Origin of the sequence: Streptosporangium album (assembly GCF_014203795.1) — a bacterium.
GTDB classification, from domain to species: domain Bacteria; phylum Actinomycetota; class Actinomycetes; order Streptosporangiales; family Streptosporangiaceae; genus Streptosporangium; species Streptosporangium album.
The window spans coordinates 27,786-50,298 of record NZ_JACHJU010000001.1; the positions used below are offsets into that span (position 1 = coordinate 27,786).

Annotated in this window: 16 protein-coding genes; 3 read left to right on the forward strand and 13 right to left on the reverse strand. The window is 73.2% G+C overall.

Annotation, left to right across the window (positions count from 1 at the left end; genetic code table 11):
- Positions 1-17: 17 nt before the first annotated feature.
- From FHR32_RS00110 to FHR32_RS00120, 3 genes are all read right to left on the reverse strand, one after another.
- A complete protein-coding gene (locus FHR32_RS00110; protein WP_184751818.1) occupies positions 18-1,058 on the reverse strand; it encodes an ABC-F family ATP-binding cassette domain-containing protein in 1,041 nt (346 codons plus the stop codon).
- Between the two features lie 148 nt (positions 1,059-1,206).
- Positions 1,207-5,124, reverse strand: coding sequence for an AAA family ATPase (locus FHR32_RS00115; RefSeq protein ID WP_184751820.1), 3,918 nt, complete (start codon positions 5,122-5,124; stop codon positions 1,207-1,209).
- Complete coding sequence (locus FHR32_RS00120) at positions 5,125-6,252, reverse strand: exonuclease SbcCD subunit D (RefSeq protein ID WP_184751822.1); 1,128 nt, start codon at positions 6,250-6,252, stop codon at positions 5,125-5,127.
- Between the two features lie 83 nt (positions 6,253-6,335).
- Between FHR32_RS00120 and FHR32_RS00125 the strand changes: the two genes are divergently transcribed.
- Positions 6,336-7,907 (forward strand): alpha/beta hydrolase family protein, encoded by a 1,572-nt coding sequence (locus FHR32_RS00125; RefSeq protein WP_312881754.1) that lies wholly within the window; start codon positions 6,336-6,338, stop codon positions 7,905-7,907.
- Here the strand turns inward: FHR32_RS00125 and FHR32_RS00130 are convergent.
- Positions 7,880-8,839 (reverse strand): alpha/beta hydrolase, encoded by a 960-nt coding sequence (locus FHR32_RS00130; RefSeq protein ID WP_184751824.1) that lies wholly within the window; start codon positions 8,837-8,839, stop codon positions 7,880-7,882. The genes FHR32_RS00125 and FHR32_RS00130 overlap by 28 nt on opposite strands.
- 151 nt (positions 8,840-8,990) lie before the next feature.
- On the opposite strand from FHR32_RS00130, the gene FHR32_RS00135 reads away from it, so the two are divergent.
- Positions 8,991-10,436 (forward strand): LCP family glycopolymer transferase, encoded by a 1,446-nt coding sequence (locus FHR32_RS00135; RefSeq protein WP_312881755.1) that lies wholly within the window; start codon positions 8,991-8,993, stop codon positions 10,434-10,436.
- A 164-nt stretch (positions 10,437-10,600) separates the two neighbouring features.
- Here FHR32_RS00135 and FHR32_RS00140 read toward each other — a convergent pair whose 3' ends face one another.
- The 3 genes from FHR32_RS00140 to FHR32_RS00150 form a co-directional block, all read right to left on the reverse strand.
- The gene (locus tag FHR32_RS00140; protein WP_184751828.1) at positions 10,601-11,605 is read right to left on the reverse strand and encodes an enolase C-terminal domain-like protein; all 1,005 of its coding nucleotides are present in this window, start codon (positions 11,603-11,605) and stop codon (positions 10,601-10,603) included.
- 104 nt (positions 11,606-11,709) lie between these two features.
- The gene (locus FHR32_RS00145; protein WP_246465861.1) at positions 11,710-13,062 is read right to left on the reverse strand and encodes an MFS transporter; all 1,353 of its coding nucleotides are present in this window, start codon (positions 13,060-13,062) and stop codon (positions 11,710-11,712) included.
- Between the two features lie 48 nt (positions 13,063-13,110).
- Positions 13,111-13,659 (reverse strand): TetR/AcrR family transcriptional regulator C-terminal domain-containing protein, encoded by a 549-nt coding sequence (locus tag FHR32_RS00150; RefSeq protein WP_312881756.1) that lies wholly within the window; start codon positions 13,657-13,659, stop codon positions 13,111-13,113.
- Here FHR32_RS00150 and FHR32_RS00155 point away from each other — a divergent pair, their 5' ends adjacent.
- On the forward strand, positions 13,660-13,974 hold the full coding sequence (locus FHR32_RS00155; protein WP_184756666.1) for an MFS transporter: 315 nt from the start codon (positions 13,660-13,662) through the stop codon (positions 13,972-13,974).
- 114 nt (positions 13,975-14,088) lie between these two features.
- Here FHR32_RS00155 and FHR32_RS00160 read toward each other — a convergent pair whose 3' ends face one another.
- From FHR32_RS00160 to FHR32_RS00185, 6 genes are all read right to left on the reverse strand, one after another.
- Positions 14,089-14,694, reverse strand: coding sequence for a hypothetical protein (locus tag FHR32_RS00160; protein ID WP_246465862.1), 606 nt, complete (start codon positions 14,692-14,694; stop codon positions 14,089-14,091).
- Between the two features lie 191 nt (positions 14,695-14,885).
- Positions 14,886-16,043 (reverse strand): VWA domain-containing protein, encoded by a 1,158-nt coding sequence (locus tag FHR32_RS00165; protein WP_184751832.1) that lies wholly within the window; start codon positions 16,041-16,043, stop codon positions 14,886-14,888.
- On the reverse strand, positions 16,043-18,475 hold the full coding sequence (locus FHR32_RS00170) for a DUF5682 family protein (protein ID WP_184751834.1): 2,433 nt from the start codon (positions 18,473-18,475) through the stop codon (positions 16,043-16,045). Before FHR32_RS00170 ends, FHR32_RS00165 begins: the two co-directional genes overlap by 1 nt.
- A gap of 108 nt (positions 18,476-18,583) precedes the next feature.
- The gene (locus tag FHR32_RS00175; protein ID WP_184751836.1) at positions 18,584-19,651 is read right to left on the reverse strand and encodes an ATP-binding protein; all 1,068 of its coding nucleotides are present in this window, start codon (positions 19,649-19,651) and stop codon (positions 18,584-18,586) included.
- Positions 19,648-21,057, reverse strand: coding sequence for a DUF5691 domain-containing protein (locus FHR32_RS00180; RefSeq protein ID WP_184751838.1), 1,410 nt, complete (start codon positions 21,055-21,057; stop codon positions 19,648-19,650). Before FHR32_RS00180 ends, FHR32_RS00175 begins: the two co-directional genes overlap by 4 nt.
- Positions 21,054-22,391, reverse strand: a complete 1,338-nt coding sequence (locus FHR32_RS00185; RefSeq protein ID WP_184751840.1) for an SWIM zinc finger family protein — start codon at positions 22,389-22,391, stop codon at positions 21,054-21,056. The genes FHR32_RS00180 and FHR32_RS00185 overlap by 4 nt, the downstream gene beginning before the upstream one ends.
- Between the last annotated feature and the right edge of the window lie 122 nt (positions 22,392-22,513).

The window sequence follows — 22,513 nt, forward strand, 5'->3', positions numbered from 1 at the left end:
TGACCGGGCACGCCGCGTCAGGCGAGCGACACCAGGTCCAGGTAGTCCGGGCTCCACAGGTCCTCGATGCCGTCCGGCAACATCAGGACCCGGTCCGGGCGCAGCGCCTCGATGGCGCCCTCGTCGTGCGTGACCATCACGATGGCCCCGGGATACGAGCCGACCGCGGCGAGGACCTCGCCGCGTGAGGCCGGATCGAGGTTGTTGGTCGGCTCGTCCAGCAGCAGCACGTTGGCGCCTGAGTGGACCAGACCGGCCAGCGCCAGCCGGGTCTTCTCCCCACCGGAGAGCACCCGGGCCGGCTTGTCGGCGTCGTCCCCGCTGAACAGGAACGATCCGAGCACGTTCCGGGCCTCGCCGTCGGTCAGATGCGGCGCCGCGGACACCAGATTCTGCCGCACCGTACGGGCGGGGTCGAGCGTGTCGTGCTCCTGGGCGAAGTAACCCAGCCGCAGCCCGTGACCATGCACCACCCGGCCCGTGTCCGGGCTCTCGCGCCCCGCCAGAAGCCGCAGCAGCGTGGTCTTGCCCGCGCCGTTGAGCCCGAGGACGACCAGGCGGCTACCCCGGTCGACGGCCAGATCCACCCCGGACAGCACCCGGTGGTCTCCGTACGCCTTGGCCAGGCTGATGGCACCCAGCGGTGTCCGCCCGCACGGAGCGGGCTCGGGCAGCCGGATCCGTGCGACCTTCTCCAGGCGGCGGACCGGTTCCAGGTCTGCGAGCATCCGGTCGGCCCGCCGGGCCATGTTCTTCGCCGCGACGGCGGTCGAGACGTGCGAGCGCATCTTGTCCGCCTGGGTGCGTAGCGCCGCCGCCTTGCGTTCGGCGTTCGCCCGTTCCCGGGTACGGCGCCGCAGATAGCCGAGAGACCCGGTGGCGGTGATGGCCCCGGCAGCGGGCCGCTCCTCACCGGCCAGGGCCTTCATCAGGGTGGTCTTGCCCGCGCCGTTACGGCCGACGAGGCCGATCCGGTCGCCGGGGGCGATATGGAAGGAGACATCGGACAACAGAAGACGGGCGCCGACGCGAATGTCGACACCGCGAACGGTGATCATGGGGTTACGCTCCGGAAAGATCGAGGACACACGGGTGGCGTGAGAGCGGGTCCTTGATCTAAGAAATGCGGGGCGTAGACATGACAGCCAGACTAGCCGCGACCGCCGGCAGCCGCATCCGTATATCGAGCACAGCGCCGACCGGCGGTCACGAGGCAACCACGGACAGGGTGGAGCCGTGGCGGTCCTTGCGGACCCGGAGCTGGGCGGGGACGCGGGTGCGCAGCTCGGCGACGTGGCTGACGATGCCGACGGCCCGGCCGCCGTCGCGCAGTCCGTCGAGGATGTCGAGCACCCCATCGAGGGTGTCCTCGTCCAGGGTGCCGAACCCCTCGTCGACGAAGAGCGTGCCCAGCTCCACTCCCCCGGCCTCGGCGGTGACCACGTCGGCCAGGCCGAGGGCGAGCGCCAGCGAGGTGATGAAGCTCTCGCCTCCCGACAGGGTGGCGGGGTCGCGGTCCGCACCGGTCCAGCCGTCCAGGATGCGCAGGCCGAGTCCGCCGCCGGACCTGCTGCGGTCTCCCGCCGAGCGGCCGAGGTTGTGCTCCAGGAGATAGCGCCCGCCCGACATGTGGTCGAGCCGCTCGTTGGCCGACTCGACCACCTGGCGCAGGCGCTCGCCGAGCACGTAGGACGACAGCCGCATGTTCCACTGGTTGTCACTGGAGTTGCCGCCGGTCAGGGCCGCGAGCCGGTCGGCGAGGCGGTGCCGTTCGGCGGCGGGCAGCCAACGCTCCAGGCATCCGGCCAGCTCGGCGCGGAGCGCGGCCAGCCTGGCCCGGCGGGTCTCGGCCTGGTGCCGGGCGGACAGCAGGCCCGCGTGGGCCGCGTCGGCCGCGTCCCGGACGCGTCGCAGCTCGTCGAGGTCGGGCTCGGGCTCGGCCACGGCGGCGATCAGCTCCGGATCGGCCAGCACGGCCGTGACGGCGGCGCGTTCCTTGTCGAGCTCGCGGAGCCGCGTGGCCTTCTCCTCCTGCTCGGCGGGAGGGCGGACCGCGGCGCGGGCGTCGTCGAGTCCCAGGAATCCCGCCTCGACGGCAGCCGCCTGGGCGGCGGCCCGGGCCGTCGCGAGCTCACCGGCGGTGACCAGCTCCTCCCGGGTGGCCTCGACCGCCTCCCTGAGCAGCTCGGCCTCGTCGGACAGCCGGTCCAGCCTGACGGCGAGGGTCGGGTCCTCACCCCGGGCCTCGTCGATGCGCGCGGTCAGCCGCTCGGCGTCGGCGGTGAGCTTCTCCGCATCCGTACGGCGGGCGGCCAGCGTGACCGCCAGCTCGCGTGAGCGCTCCTGAAGCTCGGTGGTCTCCCCCGCGATCCGGTCGGCCTCGGCCGCCAGCGCCGGCACCGCCCCGGCGGACTCGCGCAACCGGGCCAGGGCCTGCCCGGCCTCCTGGAGCTCCCGTTCCGCGCGTTCGACGGTGAGGTCGGTCAACTCGCACGCTTCGCGGTGGGTGGCGGCGAGGCCGGCGGTGCGGGCCGCCGCGGTGAGAGCGGCGCCGAGAAGGGCCACGTCCTCGGCGAGTCGGTCACGGCGGGCCTGAACGGTGGGATCGGCGCCGCGGGCCCCGTCCAGACGGCCGGTCAGCCGGTCGCGTTCGGCCTGCCATCCGGCCTGGCGGGCACGGCCCTCGGCCAGCAGCCGGGCGATCTCCGCGGCCCTGGCCCTCGCGCCTTCCAGCTCGGCCGCGACGCGGTCCGCCGCCACGCCGAGCGCCGTCTCCCGCCCGGCGGCGGCCATCAGGGCCGCAAGCTCCCGCTCGGCCTCGGCAAGGGCCTCCTGCGCCTGGTCGGCGGCCAGTCCACCGGCGACGGCGGAGGCCTCCTCCAGGCGTGAGGTCAGGGCGGTGACGGTGTTCTCGGCGGCCCGGCGCAGGCCGTCGGCGTCGTCGTAGGCGCGCTGAGCGGCGCGTTCGTCCTCCGCGGTGGGAGCCTCGTCCGCCGGGGCCGCCGGGGCCGGGTGGTCGGGCGAGCCACAGACAGCGCAGGGTTCGCCGGGGTCGAGTTTGCGCGCGAGCTCGGCGGCCATGCCGTCGATCCTGGCCTGGCGGAGGTCCAGATGACGGTCGCGGAGCCGCTGGGCGTGGTCGGTCGCCTCGGCCTGGGCCGTGTGCGCGGTCTCCAGCTCCCCGTGGAGGCTGTCGCGCCGCCGGGCGGCGTCGCGGAGGGCGGCGGCGGCGTCCGCGGCCGCCCGCGCGGCGGGGACCCTGGCCGCCTGGTCCCTGACGGCGGCCAGCCGCGCCGAGGCCTCCGCCAGCGCCGCGGGCAGTTCCTCCTGGGCCGCACCGAGTGCGGACTCCTGGGCCGCCGCGTCGCGGAGCTCGGCGTCGAGGGCGGTGAGCAGCCCGGCCAGTTCGGCGAGCCGGGCCTCGTCGGCGCGCAGCCCCTCCAGGCCGGCGAGCTCCTCCCTGCGTTCACGCTCACCCGCGGCGAGCAGCTCACGGACCTCGTCCTCCTCCGCGACGGCGAGCAGGTTGGGGCGGGTGGCCAGCGCGGAGAGCCTGACAGTCAGGTCGTCGCGGGCGGCGTCCAGGTCGGCGGCGAGGACGTCGCGGTGCTCGGCCGCCCGCAGGCGGGCGGCCGCGGCCTCCTCCGCCGACTCGGCGGCCGGGACCCGGGCGGCGTCCAGGCGGGCGGCCGTGAGGCGGGTGTCCACGTCGTGCCGGAGGCCCGGGAGGAGGGCCAGGCGGGTGTCGGTCCCGGCCTGGGCGGCGGTCAGCTCGGTGATCTCGCGGCCGGACTTCTCACGGTCCTGGACGATCCTCGCCAGGCGTGACTCCTCCTCGCGCAGCCCGCCCAGCCGGGTGATCTCGCGCTGGCGGTCACGCTCCAGCGTGGCCAGACGGCCGGAGGCGGCGTCCTGGTCTCCGCCGAGCACGGGGAGTGCGCGGGTGACGGCGTCGGCGGCCAGCCGGTGCGCCTTGGCGGCCGCCTCGGCCCGCTGCTCGGCCCCCTGGATCAGGGGGAGCACCCGGTCGGCGCGGGCGGCCTCGGCCAGGATGACCTCCAGGTCCGCCCGTTCCTCGGCGCTCTCCTCCAGCACCCGGCTGCGCGCGAGCGCCTCGGCGTGTCGGCGGCGCCGCTCGGCCAGCGCGGCGCCGTGCTCCAGGGCGGTGCGTGCCCGCCGTACCGTGGTCTCGCCCTCGCCGTGGTCCTGGCTCATGGCGGTGAGGGCCCCCGCGGCGAGCTCCTCCAGTGCCCCGGCCCAGCCCAGCGGGTCGTCCTCGGCCGAGAGCGCGGCAGGCGACTCGGCGTCGTCTCCGAGAGGGTCGAAGAGCTCCACCGGGCCGGTCTCCGCGGAACCGGGGACCTGCGCCGGGGCCGCCGGCGCCGTCCCGGCTGTCTCAGCGGTTCCGGGAACCTCCGGGGATCCGCCCCCGGCCAGTGCGGCCAGCAGGTCGGGGCCCGCGGCCTCCTCCAGCCGTTTGACGGCGAAGTCCACTTCCTTGCGGAGGGCCTGCTGCTCGCGGTGGGCCTCGGTCCGCCTGTCTGCCAGCCAGGATTCGGCGGCGGCGTAGACCCTGACGGAGAAGAGGCGTTCCAGGACCTTGCGGCGGTCTTCGCCGTCGGCGCGCAGGAACCTGGCGAAGTCTCCCTGGGGCAACATGGCGACCTGGAAGAACTGGTCGGCGTTCATGCCCAGCAGGGTGCCGATGAGCTCTCCGGCCTCGTCGACCCGCGTGGTCAGCCCGCGCCACTCCCCCGAGGGGGTGAGCTCCTGCAGGACGGCCTTCTCGTTCTCCCTGGTGGTGCCGGTCCCTCTGAGCTTGGGGCGCTGCCAGGCGGGCGCCCGGCTGATCTTCAGCCGCCGCCCCCTGACCGTGACCTCCAGTGTCACACTGGGCCCCCGGCCCGGGGGCGCGTGGTCGCAGCGCAGACTCTTGGCGCTGTCGCGCTTGCCGGGCACCCGGCCGTAGAGGGCGTAGCAGAGCGCGTCCAGCACGGTGGTCTTGCCCGCGCCGGTGGGTCCGTGGATGAGGAACAGCCCGGCCTCGGCGAGGGCGTCGAAGTCGACCTCCTCGTCACCGGGGAAGGAACCGAACGCGCTGATCCACAGACGGTGCGGGCGCATCTACGCCATCGCCTCCTTGGTACGGCAGGCCTCCACGGCCTCCTGGATCAAGCGGGTCTCGTCGGCGTCGGCGGCCTCCCCGCGCACCTCCCGGACGAAGTCGAGGGTGACGTCGAGCTCGGGGCGCCCGGCCAGCTTCGGCCGTGTCACGGCCTCGCGGACGCCGCCCTCCGGCTCGAAGGAGAGCGCGAGGGTGTGCTCGAAACGCGACCGGAGCCGCTCCATGGCGCCCTTCGGCCGGACCGGGTCGGTGAGCGTCACCTGCAGCCAGTGCTCCTCGTAGGGGGCGTGCTCGGCCGAGGTCAGCAGGTCGTCGAGACGCCCGCGGAGCCGGTGGACCGGCCGGGGCACCGGCGCCTCGGCGAACTCCGCGGTCACCTGTCCCGTCGGGCCGAGATCCACCAGCCAGGAGCCCTTCACCTGGCCCGCTTCGGAGAAGGAGTAGGCGATCGGGGATCCGGAGTAGCGCACGGTCTCGCTCATCCGCTGGCGTCCGTGGAGATGGCCCAGGGCCACGTAGTCGACGCCGTCGAAGGCCGAGACCGGGACGTGCGCGACCCCGCCGACGCTGATGTCGCGCTCGCTGTCGCTGGCCTGCCCTCCCGTCACGAACGCGTGGGCCAGAACCACCGACCGGGGGCCCCGGTGGCGCAGATCGGCGCGGATCAGGGACATGGCGTGGTCGATCGCGGCGGTGTGGGTGCGCGCGGGCAGCTCCCAGGGGCCGCGTATCAGCTCGGGCTCCAGGTAGGGGATGCCGTAGAACGCCACGTCGTCGATCACCACGGGCTCGCCGACCCGTCCCGCGTCGGTGCGCAGGTGGACGCCCGCGGCGTCCATGAGGTCGGCGCCGAAGCCCAGCCGGCGCGCGGAGTCGTGGTTGCCGCTGATCAGCACGGTGCGCACGCGCTCGGCGACCAGCCGCCGCAGGGCCTGGTTGCACAGGTCCACCGCGTCGACCGAGGGCAGCGCCCGGTCGTAGACGTCGCCGGAGACGACGACCACGTCGACCCGCTCGGTGCGGACCGTCTCGATCAGGTGGTCGACGAAGGCCCCCTGGGCGGCCAGGAGGCTCTCACGGTGGAACGAACGGCCCAGATGCCAGTCCGAGGTGTGCAGTACGCGCATGTCGCTTGAAGCTAACAGGCCCCAGCCACAAATGCGTCCACTCTGACCACACCGGCCTCTCCCTCTGTCGTGAGGTCATGGGGGTGGGTACGCTGGATGATCAGAGGGAACGATACCGGCATACGGTCCTCACGGAGACGGCGACGATCGGGGAGCGGGTCGGCATGCAGGTGGGCCGAGGCGTGTTGAGCGTGGCTGCGGGCTTGATCCTGCTGGCTCTCGCGATGGTGGGCTACACGCTGCCTCCCCCGTTCGACCCACCGCCGCTGACCACGGACCCGGTCTTCCAGACCCTGCCCGCCCAGCCGCCCGGCGAGGCCCGGCACGTCCCCCTGGCCGCGCAGATCGTCACGCAGGACATCACGGTCGACGTCGGGGACACCACCCTCGAGGCCACGATCCGCGCGCCGCTCACCCCCGGGAGGCATCCCGCCCTGATCTTCGTCCAGGGGGCCGGCCCCGGTGTCCGGAGCGAGTTCACCACCCAGGCCGAGGCGCTGGCCAGGACGGGGATCGTCACGCTCACCTACGACAAGCGGACCGTGCGCTACGACTTCCGCAACCGCGACTTCGGCCTGCTCGCCGATGACGCGCTGCGCGTCCTGGAACGCCTCCGCCTGCGCGCCGACGTCGACCCGGCCCGCATCGGGCTCTGGGGGGTGAGCGAGGGGAGCTGGGTGGTTCCGATCGCGGCCGCCAAGAGCTCCGACGTCGGGTTCACCGTGCTGGTCTCGGCGCCCAACGTCTCCCCCATGCGTCAGGTCTCCTGGGCGATGGGTGAGCAGCTCGACCGGCTGCACGCGCCCAGCGGGGTACGGGATCTGATCATCCGGGCGATGAGCGCGGTCCACATGAACTTCCTGCGCTACGACGGCCTGCCCGCGCTGCGCGGGATCCACCAGCCGGTTCTCGCCTTGTACGGCACGCGCGACCCGTCGATCCCGTTCGTGGAGAGCAGTCAGGCGCTCACCGCCGCGCTCGCCGAGAGCGGCAACACCGACTACACGATCCGCTATCTCGCCGGCGCCGACCACGGCATGCGCATCCATGGAGGACCGTTCGTCCCGGGTTACCTGGAGACGCTGTCCAACTGGGTCAAGGGCCTGCCGGGCACGGCCAGGCCGGCGGTGCACATCGCGGGCGCCACCCCGGTCCAGCGTTACGAGGCCAGCGAGGTCCCCAACGCCCCGTGGTACGCCGGGGGCACGGTCCTGGGGCTCGCGCTCTGCCTGGCCGCCGTCGGATACGTGGTCGGCCCGGTGACCGAGATGGTGCTACGGCTGCGCGGCCGGCAGCTTCCCGCCGATGCCAACGCCCTGATCTGGCCGCCCATCCGGCGCCGGCTCCACCGGATGGCCTGGACCGGGCTCGGGCTGCTGATATCGGTGCTGGCGTTCATCACGCTGCTGGTGCTGTTCTCGGTCAACCAGGCGGGGGCCTGGCCGGCGGTGCTCGCCGGATGGCTGGTCATCCGGATCCTGGCCGTGCTCATGCTGCTGCAGGAGGTCACCGCCGTGGCCGCCGTCGTCTCCGGGATGCGGGAGGGCTGGGAGCCCAGCCGGCCGCAGCGCGCCGCGACCGCCGGGGTGCTGGGCAGCACCGGCCTGCTCCTGGTCGCCGGCGCCTACTACAGCCTGTTCGCGTTCCCGTGGTAGCAGGCGAGCCAGCGGTCCATCTCGGCGAACACCTGCTTGCGCACGGGTGCGGACGACAGCACCAGGTCGTGCATGCCGCCCGGCACCCGGACACACGTCACGTGAGGACCGATCCTGGTCGCCCAGTGGGCGATCTGCCGGGGGTCGAGCACGACGTCGGCGCCCTGTGCCTCCGGCGCGAAGTCGCGCAACCGCAGTCCTTTCTCCGCGCAGAGCACCAGGGTCGGGACGTCCACCCGGAGGCCGCCGTGGAGACGCCGCTGGGCCCGGCGGATCGCGGCCAGCCAGGCCGCGTGCACCGTGAATCCGCCGATCGGCTTCCAGCCCAGGTCGAAGTCCCACTCACCGTGATGGTCGCGGTGCAGGCTCGTGCCGTACGCGGTGGCCGCCGGCCCGAGGGGCAGTACGGCGCGCGGGGACATCCTGGCCATCGGCCTCCTGAGCAGGTCGGCGGCGAGCCGGAGAGGTGAGGGGACGTTGAGGTCGAGGAAGGGGCTGTTGAGCACGAGGCTCTGGACCAGCCCCCGGCCCCGGACCCGGTCGGCCCACAGGGCGGCGATCAGACCGCCGGTGGAGTGACCGTTGAGGACCACCTCGTCGTGGCCGTCCTCCTCGCGGATGATCCGGACCGCCTCGTCGACCTCCGGGAAGTACTCGGTGATGCTGCGCACGAAACCCCGGGTCTGGTGCGGCAGCAGCGAGCGGCCGTACTTGCGCAGGTCCAGGCCGTAGAAGTCGATGCCCTGGGCGACGAAGTGGTCGGCCAGATGGGTCTGGAAGAAGTAGTCGGTGAACCCGTGGAGGTAGAGCACGGCTCTGCCGGTGGGTCCGGGGGCGCGCCGCCGTACCAGCGAGGCGACCACCGCCCCCTCGTAGTCGTCGGCCATGGGCAGGGCCGTGAGTTCGTAGTCGGGGCCGAGAACGTCGCGCATACCGATCAGGTTAGGTCGTAGGGGTTGGCGGGATAGGACGAGATTGCTTCCCGCGGTGTTCACCCGCTCGTCGTCCGCGCGTCCGGGACACCGCCCTACCATCTCCCTGCGGCGCTCGAACGCGCCCGTAAGCGGAGGAATCGGGGAGCAGGTGACAGGCAACTCAAAACCATCCAGGGTCGGCGCGGTCATCGGATGGACGGCCCTTTCCGTCATCGCCCCGGGGGCCGCGCACCTGCGCGCCGGATGGCGCAGGACCGGGCTGACGCTCCTGTCCGTCCATGCCGTGCTGCTGCTGGGGCTGTCGTGGGTCGCGCTCACCGCCGACCTCGGCGACCTCGCCGGACGGCTCGTCGCGTCGTCCTGGCTGACCGTGGTCACCGTGGTCTCCGTCGCCCTCGGCCTCGCCTGGTCCGCGCTGGTCGTGCACTCGTTCGTGGTGCTGAACCCGGCGAGGCTCTCCCGAGCCGGTCAGGCGGCCGCCGGAATCCTCGCGGGCGTGCTGGCGGTGGCCGTGCTGCTGCCGTTCGGCCTGGCCGGGCAGTACGCCGCGGTCTCGCAGTCGGCGCTGGAGGAGGTCTTCAGCGCGCCGGCCACCACAGCGCCGTCGGCGGCCTCGACCGGCGGGGGGGATCCGTGGGCGGGCCGGGACCGGGTGAACATCCTGCTGCTCGGCGGCGACGCCGACACCCACCGGGTGGGTGTGCGGACCGACAGCATCAACGTGGCCAGCATCGACGTCGAGACCGGCGAAACCGTGCTGCTGAGCCTGCCGCGCAACCTGGAGAACGTCCGGTTCGTCCCCGGCTCACCGATGGCCAGGCGGTTCCCCGACGGCTTCCGGCTACCCGCCAACCCGGACGGTTCGCGCGAGGACCTGCTGTTCGCCGTCTGGGAGTACGCCGACTCCCACCCGGAGGTCTTCGGCGGCCGTAAGGGCCAGGGCACCCGGACGCTCATGGAGACGGTCGGCCACACCCTCGGCCTGAAGATCGACTGGTACGCCCTGGTGAACATGTGGGGCTTCGCGCGGCTGATCGACGCGATCGGGGGCGTACGGCTGACGGTGCCGCAGGACGTGGTCTTCGGCAAGTACGACGAGGGGCTGGTCAAGGCCGGCACCCGCAGGCTCCGCGGGGCCGACGCGATGTGGTTCGCCCGCTCGCGGACCAACAGCGACGACTTCACCCGGATGGGACGCCAGCGCTGCGTCCTGGGCGCCCTTCTCGCGCAGACCGACCCGGCGACCGTACTCGCCCGGTTCAACCAGGTCGCGCTGGCCACCAAGGAACTCCTGCGGACCGACATCCCGCGCCCGATGCTGGAGCACCTGGTCCCGCTGGCCCTGAAGGTGAAGAACGCCAGGGTGACCAGCGTCCAGTTCGTCCCACCGTTGATCAACACCGGCTACCCCGACTGGGAAAAGATCCGCAGCGTCACCGCCAAGGCCGTCCGCTCCTCGGCCGCGCCCCGGCGGCACCTCACCACCACCACCGCCCGGCCCACCGTCGCCCCGTCCGCCGTGCCCGCTCCCCGGACCAGTCCCAGGGCGACGGCCGCGGCCGCCCCCAAGGACATCACCGACGGGTGCGGCTGACCCGGCCCGCCGGAGTCTTTGACAACGAATTCACCCCGGCAGGAGACGGGCGGATCGGCTTCGTCGCCGCCGGCGACGTGGCCGCAGCCGCCGGACCGGGCGCGGGAGATGATGCTGGCGAACGGCCTGCCCGCGTGGCAGGCCGACGGGACAACCGCGCTCGATCAGGCGGCGTAGGAATCCCTGGCGAGACGGCGGACGCGGGCCACGTCGACGGTGTGGCCGAGGCCCGGCTGGGTGAGCGGCACGGCCACGACGCCGCCGACCACGCCGACCGGCGGGGTGACGATCTGCGCGCTGCGCGGCGGCTCGGCCACGTCGCAGGGGAGAGCGCAACCGGGCATGCTGGCCACGGCGACCGTGGCCGCCCGGGCGAGGCCGGTGCCCCGGCCTCCGGCGCAGGCGATCTTCCAGCCCGCCCGTACGGCGTGGTCGTGCACCTGCCGCGCCTCGTTCAGGGAGCCCAGGACATCGGGGCGGAGCAGCAGCGCCCGGCCCGCGTTCACGAGAATCGCCTCGTCGAGCTCGGCCAGTGAGGACACCTCCAGCAGGACGGCGGCGGCGACGCGCTCCTGCAGCTCGGCGTGCTCGGCGAGGTCGGCGAACGGGCGCTCGATGGACGAGAGCGTGTAGGCGTCCAGCGCCTCGAGGGCGCCGACGTCGGTGTAGGCGCCGCGGGCGTCCACGGCGATGCTCAGCGCGGGGTAGGCCTGGCGGACGGCCCGCAGCGGTTCGATGTCCCAGCCGGGATGGACGTCCAGGGTGATGTGGGCGTAGCCGGCGCAGACGTGGCGGTTCACCCGTGCGACCAGGCTCTCCAGGTTACGCTCGGCACCGATCCTGACGGTGGCCATCAATGAGGTACGGCTGCCGCCGAGTGCGTGGGAGAGCGGCACACCGCGCATCCTCGCCCACAGATCCCAGCAGGCCATGTCGGCGGCCGAGCCTCCGGGCAGGACGCCCAGTTCGTCCGGATGCTCCCAGTCGACACCGATCAGTGCCCCGGCGAGCAGCTCCTCCAGAGCCGCCCAGGTCTTGGGAGCGGGGTCGACGACCTCTCCCCAACCGGTCATGCCGCCATGGTCGGTGAGCCGGACGAGGATGCTCTCCGGCCGCCTGCCGTACGGCAGGACCAGGCGGAACACCTCAAGCTCACGCACGCGTGGCATGGACCCCCCTCGATCTCTGCTCGGAAAAACGCGAATCCCGCCCAAAGGCGGGACTCACCCCCAACACGGGGAAAGGTGACGTTCTTCCCATGGTGCCACGTTAGTTAAGTCCTGACCCTGCCCGCGACCAGGGCGCCCGTGGCCGCCAGCAGCGAGGCCAGCGCGAAACACAGCACGTAGGTGGAGGCGGCGGCGCCCAGTGCCGCCAGGATCGCACCGGTGACCGCGACCGAGACGACCGTGTAGACCGACTCGCCGACGCCCAGTGACGCGCTGTTCTCCCCCTCCTCTCCGGGGCGCGACAGCTCCAGGACGAGCACCGACAGCGTCGGATACACGATCCCCATGCCGAGGCCCAGGACGATCTCACCGAGGAAGGCGGTGGCCACCGGGACCACGGCGAACACGGTCAGTCCCATCAGTGCGAGACCCGAGGCGATCAGCACGGAGCCGGCGCGCAGGACCAGGACGCGGTCGAACCGTCTGCGCCCCACGACCCACGAGCCGAACGACCAGCTCAGCGCGCCGCCGGTCAGAGTGAGCCCGGCCATGGTGAGCGACAGGCCGCGCTCCTCGTTGAGCATCAGCGGCAGGAACGCCTCACCGCCGATGGCCGCGCCCGCCGCGATCCCCCGCAGGGTGATCACCGAGGGCAGTCCGCGGGCGGCGCTCAGCGTGCCCGCGGGGAGCAGCCGGGGCAGCGACGCGGCCAGCACGGCCAGACCGGCGAGCAGCAGAATCAGCCCGGCGCCCCGGGCCGCTCCGCCGTACTGCATGAGCGCCGCGCCGACCGCGGTCAGCACCGCCCAGCCCAGCCGCCTCACGATCGAGGAGCGCGCTCCCGGCGACGGCCGGTCCGACATCGGCGCGGTGGCCAGGCCACGCCAGAGCAGCAGCGCGGCCGGGAGGATGAACGCCGTCACCCCGATGAAGACCCAGCGCCAGCCCGCGTTCTCCACCACCAGGCCGGTGATGGCCGGACCGATCATGGAGGGCACCACCCAGGCGGTGGCGAAGATCGAGAACACCCGGGGGTGGATCTCCGCCGGGTAGACCCGCGAGACCACGACGTACATCGAGACCTGGAAGAGGCCTCCCCCGAAACCCTGGACGAACCGGCCCGCGACGAACAGGTCCATGGTCGGCGCCGTCCCTGCGACGACCAGCCCGGCGGCGAACGCCGCCACGCCCGCCCAGAGTGGCCCGACCGGCCCCCTGGCGTCGCTCCATCGCCCGCCCAGCACCGTCGCGATCACTCCGGCTGCCATCGCCCCGCTGAACGCCAGCCCGTACAGCGCGTGCCCGTCCAGTTCGTCGGCCACGACCGGCATGGCGGTCGCCACCGCCAGATACTCGAAGGCGACCAGGGAGATGAGCGCCACCATGCCGACCGTCAGCGCGCGGTGACGCTCGGCGAAGATCCCGGCGGGCGGTGGCGAAGCCGTCGTCATAGTCATGATCGGACAGTACGGCCGCCGCCCCGGCCCGGACATCGGCCCCGGAGGTCAGCCCTTGGTCGTAGGACCCGCCTCGACATGGGAGGCCAGGCCGCGCAGGAGCAGGTCGAGACCGAACTCGAACCGCTCCGTGCCACCGGCCTCCATCAGGTTGTCGATCTGGCCGACGAGGTTGGGGAAACGGCCGGCGGGCAGGCTGCGGTAGAACGTCTCGATCTGGCCGAAGAACTCGCCCATGAAGCTCACCAGGTCCTTCCCGCTGGCCCGCTGCCTGCTGATGTAGAGGGACCCCTCGTAGGTGTCGGAGCAGACGTAGAGGCCGAGACGGTCGATCATTATGGCGGCGACCTTGGGTGGCACCCCGCCACCGAGCATGATGGCCAGCTGCGCCTCGGCTATCCGCAGCCCGTTGGGCCCGGTCGGGATGGTGGAGAGACCGACCTTGGCGATGTCGGCGTGGGCGCTGAACACGCGGAAAGATTCCATGACCAGCTCCCTGAGCTGCTCCAGCCAGCGCTCCGGATCGGGCTCGGGCACCTGGATCTCACCCATGACCTCGTCGTAGATCAGGTCGAGGAGCTCCTCCTTGTTCTCCACGTGGGCGTAGAGGGAGGCGGGGCCGGTGCCGAGCTCCTGGGCGGCCCGTCGAGCATGATCCAGTGGCTCGGCGCCGGCTACACCCTGGCGATGGCCGTCGGCCTCATCACAGGCGGCCGCCTGGGAGACCTCTACGGCCGCAAGCGCATGTTCGCGATCGGCACGCTCTTCTTCGGCCTGCTGGAGAAGGGCTGGACGTTCGAGGAGTCGATGCGGCTGACGATCTGGATCGAGGTCGGCCTGCTCGCCGTCACCTTCCTCGCCGCTTTCCTGCTCCCGCTCCGCGCCCGGCCCGAGGAAAACGCCGGTCACTGAGCGCGCCGCGGCCAGGACAGACGGACCGGCCACGGAGACACGTCCCGGGAAGGACATGCGCCGGCGCGGACCGGTTTCCTCCTGGTCCGCGCCGTGCCGACGTGAAGCTCGATCTCAGCTGGCGCCGGGAACCGTGACGTTGCGCGCCTTGAAGTCATAGCCGCTGTTCAGGGCCTTCTGCTTCAGGGCATCCAGGGAGTTCTTGGTGGCGTCGAGGTCGGCCCCCGTGGCCGTACCGCCCTTGAGCTTGCCGGTGAGGCCGGCGACACTGTTCGAGACCGCCTGGACGCCCTTGCACAGCGTCGGGTTGGCCACGGCGAAGCCCTTGGCGATCTTCATCTCGTGGAGGGCGAAGGCACCGGCCACGGCGGCCTTCAGGAAGGTGCGCGTCCGCTTATCCGCTCCCGTCTGGAAGCCGCCGCTACGCAGCGGCTTGTAGATGTAGCGATAGAACGCCCCCAGCCCCAGACCCGCGTGCAACGCGAAGCGCGTCTTGGCGAATCGCCTGGCGTTCGCCTGCTGCGGGCACTCCCCGTTGTACTCCTGGCCGACCTTCACGTCCTCCGCGGCCGGCGGGGCGCTCGCGGCCGCGGGGGGCGGGACCACCGCACCCTGAGGCACCGCGACGGGCGGCTTGTCGCCGCCGCACCCGCTGAGCAGCGCCATCGCCAGCATTGCCGCTACCGGGACGGTAGCGAACCGGGCCTTCCGTACAGCCATCTGTTCCCCCATGGAATCTCATGGCGCTAAGATCCGCACCCCTCCCCCCTTTCCCCTTTGTAGTCGTATCGAAACAGAGAGTGACGATATCGGACCGGCGCGTCCGCCCCCCATGGCCGTCGCATGCGACGACCGCCAAGTGGGACGCTCTGGCAGGGGCGGGCCTCCGTGCCACCCTCGCCAGAGCGGGATCACGTGGCCGTGCGCTCCAGCTCGCGCTCGGCCCACTGGCCGATGTCGCGGCGCTCGATCGCGGCGGCCATCAGACCGGGGAAGGCGTCGGGGGTGCAGGCGAAGGCCGGCACCCCCAGGGCGGCCAGGGCGGCGGCGTTGTCACGGTCGTAGAAGGGCGCGCCCTCATCCGACAGCGCGAGCAGCACGATGACCTGCACTCCGGCCGCGGTCATCTGGGCGACCCTGCGGAGCATCTCCTCCCGGACGCCGCCCTCGTAGAGGTCGCTGATCAGGATGAAGATCGAGTCGGTGGGCCGGGTGATGAGGCCCTGACTGTAGGCGATGGCCCGGTTGATGTCGGTGCCACCGCCGAGCTGGGTGCCGAACAGCAGCTCGACCGGGTCGTGGAGCTGGTCGGTGAGGTCGACGACCGCGGTGTCGAAGACGACCAGCGAGGTCCTGAGCGAGCGCATCGAGGCCAGCACCGCGCCGAAGACGCTCGAATAGACGACGGAGGCGGCCATCGAGCCGCTCTGGTCGATGCAGAGCACGACCTCGCGCTGGACGGCCCGCTGCCTCCTGCCGTACCCGACCAGCCTGGAGGGCACCACGGTGTTCCGCTCAGGCAGGTAGTTCTTCAGGTTGGCACGGATCGTACGGTCCCAGTCGATGTCGGCGACCCGCCTGGGCCGGTGGGTCCGCGCCGACCGGTCCAGCGCGCCGGTGACGGCCGCCTTCGTCTTCTGCACCAGCCGCCGTTCCAGCTCGGAGACGACCTTGCGGACCAGCGCGCGGGCCGACTCGCGTGCCTTCTCCGGCATCACCCGGTTGAGCGACAGCAGCGTGCCGACCATGTGGACGTCGGGCTCGACCGCCTCCAGCATCTCCGGCTCCAGCAGCAGCCTGGTCAGGTTCAGCCGCTCGACGGCGTCCTTCTGCATGACCTGGACGACGGTCGAAGGGAAGTAGGAGCGGATGTCGCCCAGCCAGCGCGCCACTCTGGGAGCCGAGGCCCCCAGGCCCCCGCTCCGTTCGCCCGGCCCCTCGCCGTCACCGCCGTTGTAAAGGGCCGCCAGTGCACCGTCCATCTGGGCGTCGGTGCCGCCGAGCGCGCATCCGGTGCCGTCGGCGTCCCCGCCGAGCACCAGCCGCCAACGTCGCAGCCTCTCGTCCATCACGTCGCCTCCATCTTCCCCAGGATCATCAGCACGGTCCGCACGGCCGCCGCCGCGCGTTTCTCGTCGAGCTCCGCCGCGACCGCCGCGTCCGGGGCCGCCCCGGTCGCGAGCGAGCGGACCCGCGAGCCGATCGAGCGCCGCTCCGGCGCGGCGAAGGCGCCGAACGTCCTGCGGAGCAGAGGCAGCACGTCGACGAACGTCTCCGGGGCCAGCCCGGTGAGCCATCCGTCGACCAGCGCGAGCAGCCGGGCGTCGTGGACGAGCAGCAGTCCGCCACCCGACAGGAACCCCTCGATCCAGGCCGCCGCCCGGGCCGGTGGATGCCCGGCCGACATCGCCCGGGACATCCGCGGGCCCACCGATGCGGCGTCGAGGTCCCCGGCGTCCAGCAGGATCCGGATGAGCCGCCCCTCGATCAGGCCGTGCAGGTCGGAACGGCCCGACGCCCCGCGCAACGTGGCCAGCCACCGCGCCTGTGGCGACTCCTGTCCGGCGGCTCCGTCGAGCAGGGCCACCGCGGCGTGCACCCCGTCGACGTGGCGCAGCAGGTCGCGCGCGGCATCGTCGTCCAACCCGGTGACCGCTCCGCCCAACCCCACGCAGACCCTGCTGAGCAGGGCGTCGACGATGGTGGCCAGGCCGGCGGCGGGAGTGCCGCGCACGTCGCCGTAACGCTGGGCGCGGACCATCGCGGGAAGCGCCGCCATCAGGTGCGTGACGTCGCTGTCGAGTGCGGCCCGTGCCGACAGCGCCTCCAGCACGTACGGCAGCGCATCCGGCAGGTCGGCGAGCAGGCAGCGCTCCACCAGCCCGGTGAGCCCGGCCAGCGTGACCCCGGGCGTGCTCTCCCGCCCGCCGTGGAGCGCCGGGGAACCCGGCCCCGCCGCCGTCCCCGCGCCTGCCCGTGACGCGGCCGGATCCGACACCCGCCCTCCGTCCGCGAGGTCGCGGACACGGGCGGTGGCAGCGGCGGGGACCGTGGTGCCCCAGGCGCCCGCCTCGATCAGGTCGATGTCGAACTCGGGGCGCCAGGTGAGCGTCCACGACTCGCGGAAGGTGCCCTTGCCCCGGCTCTCCTGAGGTGTCCCCCACTCCACGCCGAGCAGCCGCAGCCGGTGCAGCAGCCTGCTGCGCTCCAGGTCCAGCGGTTTGCGCAGGTCGAGGTCGTGCTCGCGGCCCAGAGCCTCCGGCTTGAGCTTCAGCCGTCGCTGCTCCTCGCGGAGGTGGCGCTGGAGAGGGACCATCGGGGTCGCGTCGGGAACGTGGCCGAGCCTCTCCCCCACGACCATGCGCCGCTGGACCAGCTCCGTCGGCAGGTCGTCACCCTCACACAGGACGGCCCTGACCGCCTCGGTGACCTCCGCCAGCCCGGCCAGCGGCCGTCCCCGGAGCACGGCCAGGCTCTGTGTCAGTCGCACCGCCTCGATGACGTGCGCCGAGGAGACCGGCAGGTCCTCCTCGCGCAACACCCCGGCCGCCGCGGTCAGCCATCGCTCCACCGGACGGTCGGCGGAGGCGAACAGGTGGTGGTACCAGCCCGGCGAGGTCACTCCCGCGCCGTAGCCACTCCAGGCGGCCAGCCGCCCGTACGTCCAGGGCACCCAGGTCATCTCGGCCTTCACCTTGGGCAGCCCCCGCAGCAGCGCGTCGTCGGCCTTCACCGTGGGCAGCCCGCTCCCCCACGCGGCGCCCTCCGCCGGATCCCCCGCCAGCGCGGGCACGTGCCAGGCCCCGCATACGACGGCGATCCGCTCGAACCCGTCCTTGAGCGCCCTGCGGATCGTGCGGCGCATGAAGGCCTCCCGCCGGGCCTCCCGCGTGTCGGCCACGTGCCCCTCACGGACCGCCGCCATCGCTTCGGCGATCACCTGGAACGGAGTGTCCCCCCGGTGCTCGACCACGTCCTCCCACCAGCGCTCCGGGTCGTCGTATCCGGCCGCGCGGGCGAGCGCCCCGATCGGGTCGGTCCGTACGGCCGGCACTCCGGCGTCCGGCCCCTCCCCGGCCCGCGGCCCCGCGGCCCCGGGACCCGCGCCCTCAGGTCGCCCGTCCCCGGCTTCCGCGCCCTCCGGGGCGCCGTCCCGCCGCCCCTCCCCCGGCTCCCCCGACTCGGAGGCGAGGCTGTGGACGGCGGGCAGGTCGCAGAAGCGGACCGGGACACCCGCCCCCGCGGCGTGGCAGATCGCCTGCCACTCGGGCGAGAAGACCGCGAACGGCCAGAACGCCGCCTTGGACGGCTCTCCCGGCACGTGGGCCAGCAGCGCCACCGGGGGCTGGAGGCCGGGGTCCTTGGCCAGCTCCACCAGCTCGTCGGCCTCGGGCGGCCCCTCGATGAGAACGATGTCCGGCTTGAGCCGGTCCAGCTCCTGAACGAGGGACCGCGCCGAGCCCGGTCCGTGATGCCGGACTCCCAGCACGGAGACGCTCATGGGCGGCCTCCGGCCATGGGGATGTCCGGTCGCGTGGCCGGCCCCGCACCGCGGCTGCCGTCACGCGGGGTGATCGCCGCGAAACGGGACGGCCCCGTCTCGGCGGCCTCAGCCCGCGTCACGGCAGGCCCGGTAGAAGTCGCGCCAGTCCTGGCGCTCGCGGACGACGGTCTCGAGGTATTCCCGCCAGACGACGCGGTCGGAGACCGGATCCTGGACCACGGCACCGACGATTCCCGCGGCCACGTCGGAGGGGCGGAGCACGCCGTCGCCGAAATGGGCGGCCAGGGCGATGCCGTTGGTGAGGACGGAGATGGCCTCGGCGGTGCTGAGGGTGCCGCTGGGAGACTTGACCTTGGTCCGGCCGTCCTCGGTGACGCCGGTGCGCAGCTCACGGAAGACCGTGACGACGCGGCGGATCTCCGCGAGGCCGGTCATGGTCTCGGGCAGCTCCAGGGATCGGCCGAGCTGGTCGACGCGGCGGGAGACGATGTCCACCTCCTCCTCGGCGGTGGCGGGGACCGGCAGCACCACGGTGTTGAACCTGCGGCGCAGGGCGCTGGACAGGTCGTTGACCCCCCGGTCGCGGTCGTTGGCGGTGGCGATGACGTTGAACCCGCGCGAGGCCTGGACCTCCTCGTTGAGCTCGGGGATCGGCAGGGTCTTCTCCGACAGCACGGTGATCAGCGCGTCCTGCACGTCGGAGGGCATGCGGGTCAGCTCCTCCACCCGGGCGAGGCGGCCCTCGGCCATCGCGCGCATCACCGGGCTGGGGGTGAGCGCCTGCCGGGAGGGGCCCTCCGACAGCAGGCGGGCGTAGTTCCAGCCGTAGCGGATGGCCTCCTCGGCCGTGCCCGCCGTCCCCTGCACCAGCAGAGTGGAGTCACCGCTGATCGCGGCGGCCAGATGCTCCGACAGCCAGGTCTTGGCGGTGCCGGGCACGCCGAGCAGCAGCAGCGCGCGGTCGGTGGCCAGGGTCGCCACCGCCACCTCCACGATGCGGCGGGGCCCGATGTACTTCGGGGTGATCTGGTCGCCGTCGCCGAGGATGTAGCAGGTCACCGCCCAGGGGGACAGTTTCCAGCCCGGCGGCCGGACCCGGTCGTCGCTTTTGGCCAGGATCGCCAGCTCGTCGGCGTACTGGTCTTCGGCATGGGCCCGCAGAACCGTTGTCACGCAAGCTCCTTCAACATGTCGTCACGGAAACGCAGGAGGGCGGCGACCTCCTGGATGGGCGGCTCGGGCGAGAGCCGTTCGGCCACGCCGTACAGGGCGGGATCGATGCGTTCGCCGGCGAGCCTGGTCAGCTCGCCGAGGTTCCACGGCTGGGTGCCGGAGACCTCAAGGATCTTCTGCAGCACGGCCCTGGTCAGATGGGCTCCCCAGGGCGCCGCGGCGCCGCCGAGGACCATGATGAGCTGGCCGTCCAGGCCGTGCCGCCGGACGAAGTCGGCCGCGAGGCTCTCCTGCTCGGCCCCCGGCAGCGCGGCCAGCAGGTCGGCGAGCGGATCCCAGGCGAACAGCTCCCTCGCCCATTCGGGATCGCCCTGGAGCACCGCGGCCCTGACCCACCCCGCCATGACCTCCCGGCCCCAGTCGGCGATCTCCATGCGGACGAGCTCCGCGGGCGGACGGCCGAGCAGCCGGGTCCAGACGCCGAGCGGAGTGCGCGCCACGGCCTGCTGCAGCCACCAGCCCCGCTCTCCCGTCCCCCGCGGCGGCTTGGCCCGGATGCCGTCGCGCTCCATCGCGGCGTCGCAGACGACGGGAGGGGTGACCTGGATGCCCCCGCCCTCCACGGTGAGGTAGCGGGTGACCCGTCCGGCCATCCGCCGGCCCAGACGCGAGTCCGGCAGGCGGGTCAGCAGGTCGGCCGCCTGGTGGCGGACCTCGCGGCGGCGGTCGTCGAGGGCGGCCTCCAGGAACGGTTCGTCGTCGGGTGAGAGCCCGGCGGCCAGGACCTCCAGGAAGGCCGCCCGGTCCTCGGGGGCCTCCTTCTCCCACGTCTTTGCGAGCAGCTGCCTGGCTCCCGCCGGGTCTGCGGACCGCACCGCGCCCAGATGGGCGCGGCGATCACCGGAGGTGCCGAACTCCCAGACCTCCCGGGCGTCGTCGGATGCGGCCGAGGCGACCGCGGTGACCTCCTGGAGCAGGAAATCCCACGCCGGGTTGAGGCCGGCCAGCCAGCGGCCCCGGTGCCCGGCCAGAACGCCCAGGTGCGGGCGGATCGACCGGTCCCTGGCCCCCTGGTCGAGAAGCTCGGGCAGCAGGTGCGGCGAGACCCGGTAGCCACGCCCTGCCGCCGTCTCCAGCCATTCGGCGAGCAGCCTCGGCCGCTCGCCGCCGAGGATCCGGCCGAGCCGGTCGGCCGCCGCGCGCGAGACCACGGGCTGCTCCTCGGCCGGTGCGACGCTCAGCGGCTCGCCTCCGGCCAGACGCTGACCGGCCCGCATCCGCAGGGTGTGCACGGCGGCGCGTTCGAGGAGCTCGGTCTCGGGAGCCGAGCCACCCGGAACGGGGCGGCGGTCGGTGCCGACGAGCGCGGCGGAGACGAGCTCCTCCCACGCGGTCGAGGCGTTCAAAGGACGATCACCCGGCCTTCCTCGTCCCAGGTCGTGAGAGGCCGCAGGCCTCTGGGGGTCCATTCGGCGGCGACGGTCAGCGGGTGTCCCCCGGAGGCCGCGATCAGCCGCCAGGGGGTGCCGGCCGACGGGTGGAGCGCGAGTCCTCCCGAGGAGTCGCCAAGCGACCAGGAACCGTTCCCCGCGGGGGTCACCGCGTCGAGGACAACGGGCCAGGAGTCGGCCCAGGGATCTCCGGCAAGGGCCCCGGCGACCTCCTCCAGCACCTCCTGCGGGGTGGATCCGGGCGCGGGAGCGGCGGGGGCGCCACCGTGACGGGTGGCGACCAGGGCTCGCAGCGGTGACGTCCCCGGATAGAACGCCAGGTCGGCGTCGAGGGCCGTGCCGGTGACGAGCGAGGCGTCGAGGGCCTGGCCCACCGGGGCGAAGGAGAGCACGAGCGCCGCCCGGCCGGTGTTCCTGCCGCGGAGCCAGACCCGGCGCGCGATCAACCGGTCGTGCTCCTCGTCGCGGCGCCCGAGCACGTCCCAGACGTCCCTGACCGTCTCTCCCGCGAGCACCTCCTCCTTGGTGACCGGGAAACCGACGCGCTCGCGGACCCGCTGCAGGAGACCGGTGTCCACACCGTCTCGTGCCTCCCCGACGACCTCGGGCAGGCGGCGGTGAGCCACACAGAGGAGGTGAAGGAGCGCGTATTCGCCAAGGAGGCGGGCGGGCCAGTCCTCGCCGCTCAGGACGGAGCTCAGGCGGGCGAGGGCGCCGGCGACGGCCGGAGCCTGCGCGTCGACCAGGCGTCTGGCCAGATCGTCCCAGTGGTCGTGCCGCCGGGATCCGGCGAGGCCCTGCCTGACCTGGTCGGCGAGCCAGCGCTCCAGCTCCGACAGCCCGGCCGCCACGCGCTGCTCACGCTGCCCGGCCCGGCGGCTCTCCGCGGGATCCGCGCCCGTTCCCGCCGCGCGGGGCGCCTCTGCCTCCGCCGCGCGGGCCGTCGCCTTGACGGCGCGCTCGCGCCGCTGCTCAAGCCACTCGGCCACCCAGTCGGCGGGCTCGTCGGCGGCCGGGACGCCGTCCGCCGACCACAGCAGCAACAGGCCGAGGGCGTGTTTGCAGGGAAACTTCCGGCTCGGGCAGCTGCACCGGTAGGCGGGCTCGGACAGGTCGACGCACGCCCGGTAGGGCGTGGAGCCGCTGCCCTTGCACTCACCCCACAGCGCGTCGGCCGTGGCTCCGATCCCCGACCACTTGCCGGGGGAGGAGACCCCCTGGGCCGCTTTGGCGGATGAGGTGTCGGGCGCGAGCGCCAGCACCTGATCCCGGTTCCACCGTTCGATCACGGTCCGAACCGTAGCCAACCCCGCCGACAAAACCGGATCGGCCGAACGGACGCGACCGCCGCCCCGGCGGCGCGGGGCGGCACACGGCCCGGTGCACCGCCACCGGGGGTAGCGCGGAGCTC